Origin of the sequence: Rhodococcus sp. NPDC058521, assembly GCF_042719695.1 — a bacterium.
Lineage (GTDB): Bacteria > Actinomycetota > Actinomycetes > Mycobacteriales > Mycobacteriaceae > Rhodococcus_F.
Genome location: NZ_JBHXNL010000003.1, coordinates 360,626 through 373,603, shown reverse-complemented (window position 1 = coordinate 373,603; position 12,978 = coordinate 360,626). Strand labels below are relative to the sequence as shown.

Here is a 12,978-nt window from a genome sequence, read left to right as displayed (position 1 = left end):
GTATGAGCGGGTCGTATGATTGTCAACAATCTGCACGTCGAAGGAAGGCATGAACATGGCACTGACCGATCTGGAGCCGGTCAGTCGGCAGTCGACGGCCGAACTGATCGCCGATCGGCTACGTGACGCCATCATGCGCGGGTCGTTGAAGCCGGGCGAGCAGCTGGGCGAAGCTGACCTGGCGGCTCACTTCCAGGTCTCGCGAGGTCCACTACGGGAAGCGATGCAGCGTCTCGTGTCCGAGGGCCTGCTGCACAGCATTCGCAACCGCGGCATCTTCGTCACAGAGCTGACCCTTGACGACGTGGTTGATGTGTACCGCAGTAGGCGAGTCATCGAGGGGGGAGCGCTCGCGATGATCCTCGAAGGACGTAGGGACGAGGCCTACGAGGCGCTCGGACCCGCCGTCGAAGCAATGCGCACCGCCGCTGAGCGTGGAGACTCCGCCGCAGTGTCCGACGCCGACCAGCTGTTCCATCAGATCCTGGTGGAAAGCTCCGCCAGTCCGCGCCTCGTCCGCGCCGCACGCACGCTCCTGATCGAGACGCGGATGTGCATGGGCGTACTGCAGACCACCTACGACGATATTCGCGACCAGGCGCGCGAGCACGTGGCACTGCGTGACGCCATCAAAGACGGTGCCGACGCAGATGTAGGGAAACTTCTCGCGGAGCACCTCGACGATGCGGTTGTGCGTCTGCGCGGGAAGTCACTACCCGCCTGAGTGCGCACAAAGTCGCTTCGAGTGACGGGATTCCGTCGCCGATCCCGATTTGTGTGCAGTGAGACCGGTTGTCAGGCCGGAGCAAGGTCGACGCCCGGCGGCGGACGAAGCTTCCGGAGAGTGCCGTCGAAGCCTGTGACGTACAAAGCCCAGCCGTCCCCGTCGGGTGCGACGCGCACCGATGTGGGGCCGTCGGGTGGCATCCGAATCGGCGCGGGAGGCTTGATCATTCCGGTGAGGACTGTGCAGGCCTCGCGCGTCTCAGGATTGATTCGGTACACGGCACCGGCGAGATGATCTGCGACATAGAGCGTGCCGTCGGCGACCGCTTCCATGTCGTCGGGCAGGCCGATCAGATCCGGGAACCCCATCACAGTGCTCGGCGTGCTGGGTGAATCGAGGGGCACCCGCAGGATCTGCGAGGTGACGTCACCTGTGTAGAACGCCGTGCCGTCGGGAGTGAGTGCCATTCCGTTCGACCGCGGAATCGTAGACCAGGAGCGATCGAGTGTGTTGGTGGACGGGGTGTATCGCGCGATTCCCGTCGGTGGACCGAAAATGTCGATGCGTGAGATCAGCAGGTCGCCGTCCGGTAGCAACAGCAGGCCGTTCGGTCCGTACAGTCCGTCGGCGAGTGTTGTCACCGAACCGGAATTGGTGTCCAGACGTTTGAGAGTGCCGTCGGCAACGGTACGCATGGGATCGTCGCCCGTAACGAAATACAGATCGGTCCCCGCCAGTCTCAGCCCGGCGGGTTTGTCCAACCCGGAGAGCACGGTCTCCACATTGTTTGCAGAATCGACGTGGTACAACTCGCCGTTGTCCCCGCCGCTGACGTAGAAGCCGCCCCTCCCGTCCGGCTCGAGGTTCTCGAGCCAGCCCAGGCCGGATGCCATCGTTTCCGATTGCCAGCCTTCGGAGCACGACGGTGCCGAAGCGCCGGCTTCCGACGGTGCGCCGACACTCAGGGTCGCGGTGGCAGCAACCACTGCGACAGCACAGGTGAACTTCGTCTTGACACGCATGACACCCCTCTCGAAAGAACGGTACGAAAATACACGCATCTGTGCGAGATCGGCAGCGGCGCGAACGATCTGTCAGGAAACGGTGAACTCTGCGGACGTGCCGGTGAACGTCGTGATCGTGCCGCCAGCGTCCTTTCCGGCACCGAAATGCTGAATTCGATACCTTCCGGCAGGAGTTCCTTCGGGGACGTCCCACGTGATTCGGGCGGTCGACTGGTTCGGTTCGGTTCTCTTCCAATGGAACTTGGTCGACCAGTCGCTGTCATCGGCATGCCGGACCCAGTTCTTACCTTGGCGTCGCTGGACCTCCAGGTAGGTGCTCCGCCGACGAAGATCGTTCTTCGGGTGCCCCGTCACGAACTCGGCCACAGCCTGTGCGCCTGCGGTTACGGCCACCGGCTGAGTCAACACGTCGCCGAACTTGCGGTCGGCACCTGGCACGTCGAGGTCGACGCCGGGGTTGAATGCCGGCTGCAGTCCCGAGTTGTCGACGGGTGCGGGGCCACGATCGGCGGCACTGCCCGACTTCAATGTCGCAGCCAGTGCCGCGAATCCCTGTTGGTAGGCAGGGAGGGTGTAGCGACCGAACATCGTCGACCCGCCCTCGTACTGCTGGGCGTCGTACTCCTGCGGGGTGGTGCAGTAGCTGGAGTAGGAGTTTGCGTATCCCTGGAAGATGACGTTCTCGAGGGGGACATCGAGTTCGGCGGCGACGGTTCGGCGGATTCGAAGACCCGACACGATGGTGAATTCGGCAGGGCCGCCGACCACGTAGAACTGACCGATCTCGAGGATCTGAATCTTCAGAATGTTGGGAACCCAGGTGCCGACCGGAGGCACCAGCCCTACCGCGATCAGAACGAGCTTGGGTGCCTGAGCGTCACGCAGCCACTGCGGTATCGGAGCGTCCATGCCACCGAGAGCATCGACGAGAGGATTGGTCGTGCCCTCCGGGAAGATCGGAATTGCCGGACCGTCCTCGGTGCTGCCCGCGCTCATCGCGGCGCCGATGCACGCGGGTGAGGTTCGGGCGGGCTTGCCGTCCGGGGTGTACTTGCCGTCCACGGTCTGAGCTGCCATGTCGAGGTACATCACCCGCGCGTCCACGGAGCCGGTCACCTTCTCGGATGCGGCGGACCAAGCCTTTTGGGCGGCATTGACCTGGCGCTGCCCGATGATTCGGGCGTTCTCGAATTCGTCGTCTGTCGGCCCGTGACCGGGCTCGAGGTCGAGGTTGGGTGACATGTCACCCGAATTCGTCTGAGGGAATGCGGCGACGAACTTCGGTTTCCCGTCGGCCAGGTAGTCGACGCCCTTGTCGGCGCGCTCCCAGAAGTACGCTGCGGCACCCTTGTTGTCACCGGACACCAGATGATTTTCGTTGGTGAGAGATGCGCAGTGGGTGGGGAACCAGTTGATCGCGCCGACATCCTCGCCGCCCTGCTTGATTCGCATCACGCGCATGGACGTGTCGATACCGAGCGGGTAGTAGCTCTTGTCCTCGTCCGGGTTGCGGTCGAAGGCGACACGAGACCGGTTGACGCTGGCGTTGGACAGTTCGCCACGGCCGTAGTCGACCGAGCCGGGAGCGAGGTCGTCGTGAGCGGCGCTGATCGCCTCGACGATTCCGTCGACCTCGGCGTCGTATACCAGTTTCTCGAAGCCCATGACTGCGAGGTTGTAGGCGTAGTTGTGCGAGGCGCCGCCGCACGCCGCGTGGGAGTGGACGGCCGTCAGCATGACGTTGCGTTCGGTGTAGAGATCGCCGTATTGCTGGGCGAGGCGGGCAATTACGCCGTCGTGCACGGACTGGAAGATCATGCAGTTGTCGACGACCACGTAGACCACGCGGGAGCCGCCCTCGGCGAAGACGTACGCCCGCGCGCGCATGCGCTGATGCAGGCCCTCCGTGCGCTGCTCGAAGCTCGAATAGCCCATCATGCCGACTTCGGCGACGGGGCCGGTCACGTCGGAGATACCAACGCCGACGTGCAGGCTGGACCCGGCCGGATCGTTTCGCTTCGGGCTCACGGCTCGGGCCGGGTCGGCCTGTGCGGCCCGGCCCGCGACGGCGGCGAGCGCTGGCGCCGCGGCGACTCCGGCCAGCATGCTTCGACGATTGATCCGCGCCATGAAGGTCCCTCCGGTGCGCCTCGGGCGCAGGTCACTCTTGGTCAAGTGTCCAGCAGTCTAACGGTGAACCGGAAATCGATGTAGTCCGGATCACAGATCGTTCGCGTCGCCGAAGGACATGGCGATATTGCGGACCGAGGTGGTGAAGAGGGCGCGGCGCGAAAGTCTCAGCGAACGTAGCTCTTCGGCGAGGGGATGGGAGCCCAGTCTCAGGGTGGCGCCGCCGGGCCGCGCCCGCACTCCCGTCGGCGTCATGTCCCACGGCGTATGTCGGGTGACGCCTCCCAGGTGCGAGTAGGCCACCGCCTCGGTTCGTCGGCCCGGTACTGCGATACCAGGTTTCACCTCGAGGTCGAGGACCGCGGCGCCGTCGACGGAAAGCGAGGCGCGCTTTGTCGAGGAATCGTGATCGGTGTCGAACGTGGCGAGGGTCTTCGGGAACCCCCAGATGCCGCGTCCCGCAGCCAACGTGAAGTCGCCGTCTACCGGAAGTCGGTGGATGAAGGCTCCTCGCGAGGAGCGCCCGCGATCGCGCACCATGAATACGACACCGAACTCCTCGTACCGACCGAGGTCGCCGTCGACGTAGTCGACGAACACCAGCATGCAGATTCCGCGGCCTTCGCGATACTCCAGAACCCGTAATCCGGAGTAGTCGATCGTCGACTGCGCACGATCGGACGGAACGGTGAACGCGGCCACGAAAGCCGATGCCTTCCGGACCTGGACCGGTGTGTTCACCGTCCGGCCGAGAACCTCGTGTGCGGTCATGTCGACCTCTCTGTCGGTGCAGGCTGCGCAACTCCGTCCGGCATCTCATCCGAGATCGTGAAGCAGAGGCGAGCGTGAACTACGCACGGTCGCCGATAGTGGCGACGAGTGTCGACGTGCCGGCGCGGGTGTAAACGCCGGCGATCCCGGTGGCGGTGATCTCCGAGGTCGCAACGACGCGCGGGCTCTCGAGTCGATAGCGCCTGCCGCAACGCTGAATCTCGCCACCACCTGCGGCCAGGAGGTTCTTGACCCACTGGCTTTGCGGTCCATAGAGCATGGGAATCGCGAAGCCTTCCGGGGTCTTGAAGCCCGCGACCGGTGTCTTGAACGAGCGGCCCGAAGACCGACCGGTGTGATGCACGATCGCCCATGGCGGTACCAGCCACGCCCAAAGCCTTTGCACACGGTTGGCGAAATGCTTGTTCACGATCGCGACCACGTGAGGCAGCTGCATGGCGTACGAAACTACCACCGTTGTTCGAAAAGTTGGGCGACTCACGTCCGTGGATGTCCCGGCGCTCACGCGAGAAAAATACGACAAACAGCCGACACCTGCAGGAACGCGTTCTACCATCGGGTGCACGATCGGCGGAGGAGTTCCACATGGACGCGAGGCCGGAGTTCGACCTTCTGGACGGGCGTTTCTACTCGGGCGAATTGGAGGATCCGCGGTCGGCGTATGCGTGGATGCGGGAGAACGAGCCGGTGTATCGGGCGGAGGGGATCGTCGGAGCAGCGACCTACGACGCGGTAGTCGATGCCGAGCGCGACCCCGTCCTCTTCTCGAACGGTGGCGGTATCCGCCCTGGTGTCGGACCGCTACCGCACATGATCGACATGGACGACCCGCAACACCTCCAGCGTCGCCGACTCGTGAACGCCGGATTCACCCGTAAACAGGTCGAGGCGAAGATTCCGAGTATCCGCCGCATCTGTGATCAGCTCATCGATTCGGTGTGCGAGAACGGTTCGGCGGACTTCGTGCGCGACCTGGCAGCGCCACTTCCGATGGCGGTGATCGGGGACATGCTCGGGGTGCGCCCCCAGGATCGTGGCACGTTCCTGAAATGGTCCGACGATCTTCTGAGTGCCCTCGGAAGCAACGCCTCGGAGGAGGAACTCAGAGCCCAGGCCGAGGCGTACCTGGCCTTCAGTGAGTTCACCCTCGACACGATCGCCAAGCGGCGGGACGACCCCACGGACGATCTGACGAGCATTCTCGTCCACGCCGAGATCGACGGCGACCGACTCGGCGACCAGGACATCGTGAGCGAAACCCTTCTGATTCTCATCGGGGGAGACGAGACCACCCGGCATGTCCTGAGCGGTGGCATGGAACAGCTGATGCGTCACCCGGGTCAGCAGGCGCGCCTCGTCGACGATCCGGATTCCATCCCTCAGGCACTGGAGGAGATGTTGCGCTGGGTGTCGCCGATCAAGAACATGTGCCGCACCCTCACTCGCGACGTCGAGTTTCACGGAACCTCGCTTCGCGAAGGAGAGAAGATGATGCTGCTCTTCGAATCGGCCAACTTCGACGAGGCGCACTTCGACGATCCGAACTCGTTCGACATCGAGAGGGCACCCAACCAGCATCTGGCTTTCGGGCTGGGTGCACATTTCTGTTTGGGAAATCAACTGGCGCGGTTGGAGGGAAGACTGATGTTCGAACAGCTACTGTCGAGACTGCCCGACATGACCTTGCCTGCCGATGTCATGGCAGATTCGCGTTCGCTGCGTCGCCGGCCGGCGAACTTCGTGTCGGGGCTGGAAGAGATGGCGGTGACGTTCACGCCCACCGCTCCCGCCGACTGAAGGGTGCGAAGGTGCTGAGACTGCATCGTGCGGAACGCTCGAGCACTCTCGCCGACGCACTGGCAGAGCTACTGGCCGCACCACAGGCGGATCCGTTTGCCGGCGAGGTCGTGGCCGTGCCGGCCAGGGGAGTGGAACGGTGGTTGACGCAACGACTGGCCACCGTGCTGGGCGCCGAGCACGCGGATGGCATCGCCGCCAACATCGCATTTCCCGGTCCCAATCGATTGGTGGACGACGCCGTGTCCGCCGTTTCGGAGATGGACGCCCGGACCGACCCCTGGTCGTCGAACCGGATGCTGTGGAAGGTCCTCGAGGTGATCGACACCAGCACCGGAGAGCCCTGGTACCCGGTGCTCGGGAAACACCTCGAAGGGCACAGGATCGGCCGCCGCTACGAAACGGCGTTGCACCTCGCAGAACTCTTCCGCGGGTATGCAGCGCAACGTCCATCCATGCTCGTGGACTGGGCGAACGGTGCCGACACAGACGGTGCGGGTGGTCCCCTCGACGGCGATCTGACGTGGCAGGCGGCGTTGTGGCGAGGAGTGCGGGAGCGGATCGGTTCGCCGAGTCTCGCCGAGCGACTAAGGCCGACGTGCGACCGTCTTCGTGAGGATCCCGACGCTGTTCCACTGCCGGAACGGCTCTCCCTCTTCGGAACGACGCGATTGACCACCGCCCAACTCGAGGTAGTGCAGGCTCTTTCGGCACATCGGGATATACATGTGTGGCTCACCCATCCGAGCCCGCGAATGTGGGAGCGGCTGTCGGCTTCGATCCCGGTGGTTCGGCGGCGCGAGGACGACTCTGCGCTCCTGGTACAGAACCCGTTGTCGGCAAGTCTTTCTCGCGACGTACGAGAGCTGCAGGCGCGGCTGAGTGGGATCACGATGGAAGACGTTCACCACCCGGGCAGCCCTTCGCCGGGGACGCTGCTCGGTGCGGTCCAGCAGGCCGTCGTCGAAGATCGCTACCCCGAATCGCTGCCCGATCCCGACGGAACTCTCGAGGTTCACGCCTGCCACGGCCCCTCCCGTCAGGTCGAAGTACTGCGCGAGGACCTGCTGCGGCTGTTCCAGGACAACCCGGGTCTCGAGCCACGCGACGTCTTGATTCTGTGTCCGGACGTGGAGGCGTACGCGCCGCTGATCAGGGCGGCATTCGGCCAAGGTGTACTCGGACATCCTGGCCACCGACTGCGGGTCCGCCTCGCCGACCGCGGACTTCGGCAAACCAATCCGGTCCTCGCCGTGCTGGACTCGCTGCTCCAACTTGCAGACGAGCGCGTCACTGCCAGTTCGGTTCTCGACCTGGCTGCCGCACCGCCTGTCCGCCGACGGTTCGGGTTCGGCGACGACGAGTTGGAACGATTGCGCGAATGGGTGCACGAGTCGGGCGCCCGCTGGGGGATCGGGCTGCGGCAACGCGCGACGTTCGGCCTCGAAGGGTTTCCGCAGAACACCTTCGTCACGGCCATCGACCGACTACTTCTGGGTGTGACCGCGGACGAATCGGAGTCCGAGTGGCTGGACCTCGCACTTCCACTCGACGACGTCGAGAGCACGGACATCGAACTCGCCGGCTGTTTCGCCGAGTTCGTGGATCGTCTGGCTGTCACGCTTCGTGACCTCGAGGGGCCTCGTCCTGCGAGCGAGTGGGTGACGGTGCTGCGCAGATCCCTGCAGTTCCTGGTCGATGTTCCGCAGTCCGATTCGTGGCAACTCGGTCAAGCCTTGCGCGAGTTGTCCGATGCCATGGAACACGGTGGCGAAACACGCCTCTCGCTTCCCGACGTGCGTGCGATGTTCACGAGTAGGACGGCCCCACGACCCACCCGTGCGAACTTTCGAACCGGCGAGCTCACCGTGTGCACGATGGTTCCGATGCGCTCGGTTCCGCATCGGGTGGTCGCCCTGCTCGGACTGGACGACGAGGTCTTTCCTCGCAAGGGCAGCCTGGACGGCGACGATGTCACGGGTCGCGATCCGTGTATCGGCGAACGCGACCCTCGGAGCGAGGATCGGCAACTGCTGCTCGATGCACTGATGTCCGCCGGTGACCATCTCCTGCTGTTCTTCACGGGTTCCGATCCGGTGACGGGCGCTGAGCGGCCACCCGCAATCCCGCTCAGCGGAGTGCTCGACATGGTGGGGGAGGGAGTGATTTGTCGACATCCGTTGCAGCCGTTCGACACCCGAAACTTCGACCCCACTCGCCCGGCCAGCTTCGACATGGCCGCGCTGGCCGGAGCGAGAGCCTCGCTTTGTGAACCGGCGGGTGCGCCTGCAAACTCACCGTCCCTCCCGTACGAGCCGCTGCCACCCCGTGTCGACACCGATGTGGACCTCTCCGACCTGGTGTCGTTCGTCGTCGATCCGACCCGGGCCTTCTTGCGGCAGCGGCTCGGGATTCGAGTGGCCGAGATCGAGGAGGACGTCGCGGACGCCCTCGATCTCGAACTCGACGGCCTCGCCAAATGGTCGGTCGGGGAGCGCATGTTGCACTCGCGGCTGCGCGGAGTCTCGCCCGCGGATTTCCGTGCGACCGAATGGCGCAGGGGCACCCTGCCACCGTTCGCTCTCGGGGCACAGGTCCTCCAGGAGATCGAGGCGGCGGTGGACGCGCTCTCCGATGCGACTCTGCCGCTGCTGGAGGCCGAGGCGGAAACCGTCGACGTTGCCCTCGACCTCGGTGACGGGCGGCGTCTCGTGGGCACGGTGACCGGCGTGCACGACGATTGCATCGTGCGGACGTCGTTCTCCAAACTCGCTGCGAAACATCGACTCACGGCGTGGGTGCAGATGCTGGCTGTGGCGGCCGCTGTCGGTAGACCGGTCCGAGCGCTGACAACCGGACGTGGCAGTCGCAATCGGTTCACCTGGCGTTCGAGCCTCCACTCACCGGGAGGCCCGATCGCACACCTGCGAGCGCTCGTCGAAATGCGCGATGAAGGATTGCGTTTCCCATTGCCGATCGCCCCGCGGACCACCGCCGCCTATGCCGAGCGTCGGTTTCGGGGCGACACGGAGGAGGAAGCCCGCGCGGCAGCGGAGCGGGAGTGGTCGGGGATGTACGGCGAGGCGACCGACCTGAGTATCGGCTACGTATTCGGCGAAGGCGTCTCGTTGTCCGAGTTCGCTCCTGATTCAACGACGTTCTCGACACTGGCATACGAGCTGTGGAGTCCATTGCTCGCCGTCGAGACCCAGGGGCGCCCGTGAACTTCGATTCGACCGGAGACCTGCCCACCGGGACAACGGTGCTCGAAGCGAGCGCCGGCACCGGGAAGACCTACGCGATAGTCGGTTTGGCCACCCGGTTCATTGCCGAGGGCACGGCAGACGTCTCTCAACTGCTGCTGGTCACGTTCTCGAGGGCGGCGACGCAGGAGCTCCGGGAACGCACACGTGAACGCTTCTCTGTGGTGTCGGCGGCTCTTGCAGATCGAGGTTCTGCTCGGGCCAGCGGTGACGCACTGATCGCACACCTCGCGGACGGCTCTGTCGACGAAGTTCAGACGAGGCGTCGTCGTCTGCTGCGTGCTCTGGCGGATTTCGATGCCGGAACCATCGCGACTACGCACAGTTTCTGCCAGCGGATGCTCGACAGTTTGGGGATCGCCGGCGAGCGGGAGCCGAACAGCCAGCTCGTGGAATCCGTGGACGACACGGTGATCCAGGCTGTCGACGACCTTTATCTGGCGATGTACGGCAAGAATGACGGCGGTGCCCCGATGACGCCGTCGGAGGCGTTGCAGTTGGGACGTGAAGCGGTTCGCGATCGTCAGGCTGCGCTGTCTCCCGATCCGGACGACACGACCGAGGCCGGAATGCGGGTGCGATTCGCCGCTGCAGTTCGCGAGGAGGTCGACCTACGTAAGAGGCGTTCGGGGCTTCGCGATTTCGACGACCTGCTCGGGCTGTTGCACGGTGTGCTCACCCATCCGGAACACGGTGAAGCGGCCTGTCGCCGGGTGCGGGATCGGTACCGGGTCGTGCTGATCGACGAGTTCCAGGACACCGATCCGCTGCAGTGGAACATCATCCGCCGGGCATTCCACGGGCACAGAACACTCGTGCTCGTGGGCGACCCGAAACAGGCGATCTACGCGTTCCGTGGCGCCGAAGTGCTCAGCTATCTCGATGCCGTCCGGCACGCCGAGAGCCATCAAGAGCTGAGCACCAACTGGCGGACCGACGCCGGGCTGGTTGCTGCGCTGGAGCACCTCTACGGGGGTGCGGCACTCGGGAACGACGATATTCTCGTGCACCCGGTGGAAGCAACGAACGCCGAGTCTCGCCTGCCGGGTGGTGAACCGTTTCGCTTGCGATACCTGCCACGCACGGGTGCAGGGCCGCTCGGGAAGTCGGGGTTTCCCGCGATCGACGTTCTCAGAGCTCGGGTGGCACGCGACGTCGCCGCCCAGGTAGTCGACCTCCTCGAGAACTCGGAAGGTCTGGTCGGACCGGGAGACATCGCCGTGCTGGTCCGCAAACGGGCGCAGATCACCCTGGTCCAGGACGCACTGCAGGCGGCTGGTGTGCCCTCGGTTCTGACCGGCGGAACGAGTGTCTTCGACACCAGTGCTGCGACCGACTGGCTCCGGGTTCTGCAGGCGCTCGAGGCGCCTCACCGGGCCGATCGTCTGCGGCTGGCCGCACTGACTCCGATCCTGGGGCGAACTGCCGAGTCGCTCGATGCGGAGGGTGAGACCGTCGTCGCCGAAGTCGGTACCGAGCTTCGCGAGCTCGCTTCGCTGTTCGCGAGGGCGGGATTCGCGGCAGTCTTCGAAAGAATCTCCGCGGCAAGCTCTCTGGACGAACGACTCCTCGGAAGGCCGTCCGGGGAACGGACCATCACCGATCTGCGTCACATAGGACAGCTGCTGAACCGCGCTGTCGTCGAGGATCGACTCGGGCTGACCGCGCTGACACGATGGCTGGCAGACCGCATCAGCGATCCCGTCGCCGCAGCCGCGACGGATCGCAGCAGACGACTGGACAGTGACGCGGCTGCCGTGCAGATCGCGACCGTTCACGCCAGCAAAGGACTCGAGTTTCCGGTCGTGTTCGTGCCTTTCGCGTGGGACGGTGCCAAACATCCGTATCCCAGCACCCTGCTACTGCACGGCCCCGACGGTGAGCGCATTCTCGATGTCGGCGGACGCACCGGACCAGGTTATGCACAGAGGAAACAACTCTCGGATCGTGAAGAGGCCGGCGAGGAGCTCCGGCTGCTGTACGTGGCGCTGACGAGAGCGAAGAGTCGGGTGCTGACGTGGTGGGCACCCAGTACAGCGACCTCGGGATCAGCTCTGCATCGTCTGCTTCTGGGGAGAGTTCCCGGAGCTGCCGCCCCGGAGCCGTCCGTGAAGGTACTCGAGGACGACGTGATGTCGAACCGCCTCGAATCCTGGCCAGGAGATGCGGTTTCGGTGATCTCGGTGGAACCGGTCGTGGGGGAACCCTCGTCCGAGCGGACGTGGAAGCAAGCGGACAACCCGAGCCCAGAGGTGGCAGCAGCCCGATTCGACCGGGAACTGGACATGGAGTGGCGGCGCACGTCGTATTCCGCTCTCACCGCCTCGGCACACGAAGGCCCGGGTGTGCGCAGCGAGGTGGAGCAACCGGAGAAGGACGACGAGCCGGAAGGCCCGGTCGAAGGCACCCCCGAACCCGACACGGAGGTGCCCGAGAGTCTGCCGTCGCCGATGAACGGGCTCCCCGCAGGCGCCGCCTTCGGAACTCTCGTCCACGAGGTACTCGAGACGGTGGACACCTCGGCTCCGGATCTCGCCGGCGAACTCTTGGTGAGATGCCGGGAAGCTGTCGAAGCGAGGTATGCGGACGTGGACCCGAAGGCGCTCGCGACGGCTCTGGTTCCCGTCATGCAGACCCCGCTGGGATTCGGCAGGCTCGCCGACATCGATCCTTCGGATCGGCTCGCGGAGTTGGACTTCGAACTGCCGCTCGCCGGCGGGGAGGAGCTCGTCGACGTTTCGGTGACGACCCGTGACATTGCCGACTTGTTGAGACGGCATCTGCCGGAAGACGACGTCATGGCCGGCTACCCGGAGCAGATGACGATGCTCGAAGAACGCCCGATTCGCGGGTTCCTCACGGGCAGCATCGATGCCGTGCTGCGAATACCCGGCCCGAGATTCGTGATCGTCGACTACAAGACGAACAGGCTCGGCGCAGGGGATCTCACCACGGAGCACTATACGAACGACCGTATGGTTGCCGAGATGCTGCGCGCCCATTACCCACTGCAAGCTCTGCTCTATGCCGTTGCACTGCATCGCTACTTGCGTTGGCGGCTACCGGACTACATCCCTGACGAGCACCTGGGTGGGGTTCGCTATCTGTTCGTGCGGGGAATGGCAGGGCCCGAATCCCCACCTGGGGCAGGCGTCTTCTCCTGGGACCCGCCGCCCGGCCTGGTGGTGGAGTTGTCGGATCTGCTCGCCGGGCGAATGGGGGTGCGAGGATCGTGACCGAATTC

Annotated in this window: 8 protein-coding genes; 4 read left to right on the top strand and 4 right to left on the bottom strand. The window is 64.8% G+C overall.

The window, feature by feature from the left end; translation table 11 throughout:
• The first annotated feature begins 55 nt into the window (after nt 1–55).
• On the top strand, nt 56–724 hold the full coding sequence (locus tag ACFWO3_RS08135) for a GntR family transcriptional regulator (RefSeq protein WP_378575876.1): 669 nt from the start codon (nt 56–58) through the stop codon (nt 722–724).
• A 71-nt stretch (nt 725–795) separates the two neighbouring features.
• On the opposite strand, the gene ACFWO3_RS08130 is transcribed toward ACFWO3_RS08135, so the two are convergent.
• The 4 genes from ACFWO3_RS08130 to ACFWO3_RS08115 form a co-directional block, all read right to left on the bottom strand.
• The gene (locus tag ACFWO3_RS08130) at nt 796–1,749 is read right to left on the bottom strand and encodes an SMP-30/gluconolactonase/LRE family protein (RefSeq protein WP_378575875.1); all 954 of its coding nucleotides are present in this window, start codon (nt 1,747–1,749) and stop codon (nt 796–798) included.
• Nucleotides 1,750–1,821: 72 nt separating this feature from the next.
• On the bottom strand, nt 1,822–3,882 hold the full coding sequence (locus ACFWO3_RS08125; RefSeq protein WP_378575929.1) for a neutral/alkaline ceramidase: 2,061 nt from the start codon (nt 3,880–3,882) through the stop codon (nt 1,822–1,824).
• A gap of 90 nt (nt 3,883–3,972) precedes the next feature.
• The gene (locus ACFWO3_RS08120; protein WP_378575873.1) at nt 3,973–4,653 is read right to left on the bottom strand and encodes an acetoacetate decarboxylase family protein; all 681 of its coding nucleotides are present in this window, start codon (nt 4,651–4,653) and stop codon (nt 3,973–3,975) included.
• A 79-nt stretch (nt 4,654–4,732) separates the two neighbouring features.
• Nucleotides 4,733–5,110, bottom strand: a complete 378-nt coding sequence (locus ACFWO3_RS08115; RefSeq protein ID WP_378575871.1) for a nitroreductase family deazaflavin-dependent oxidoreductase — start codon at nt 5,108–5,110, stop codon at nt 4,733–4,735.
• Between the two features lie 149 nt (nt 5,111–5,259).
• Between ACFWO3_RS08115 and ACFWO3_RS08110 the strand changes: the two genes are divergently transcribed.
• Genes ACFWO3_RS08110 through ACFWO3_RS08100 form a run of 3 tightly spaced genes read left to right on the top strand, consistent with a single transcriptional unit; the run spans nt 5,260 to nt 12,970 of the window.
• Nucleotides 5,260–6,471: a cytochrome P450 gene (locus ACFWO3_RS08110; protein WP_378575869.1), complete on the top strand. Its 1,212-nt coding sequence runs from the start codon at nt 5,260–5,262 to the stop codon at nt 6,469–6,471.
• A gap of 11 nt (nt 6,472–6,482) precedes the next feature.
• Nucleotides 6,483–9,695 carry an exodeoxyribonuclease V subunit gamma gene (recC, locus tag ACFWO3_RS08105; RefSeq protein ID WP_378575867.1) on the top strand — a complete coding sequence of 1,071 codons (3,213 nt, stop codon included), beginning with the start codon at nt 6,483–6,485 and terminating at the stop codon, nt 9,693–9,695.
• On the top strand, nt 9,692–12,970 hold the full coding sequence (locus ACFWO3_RS08100; RefSeq protein ID WP_378575865.1) for a UvrD-helicase domain-containing protein: 3,279 nt from the start codon (nt 9,692–9,694) through the stop codon (nt 12,968–12,970). The genes recC and ACFWO3_RS08100 overlap by 4 nt, the downstream gene beginning before the upstream one ends.
• The last annotated feature ends 8 nt before the right edge of the window (nt 12,971–12,978 follow it).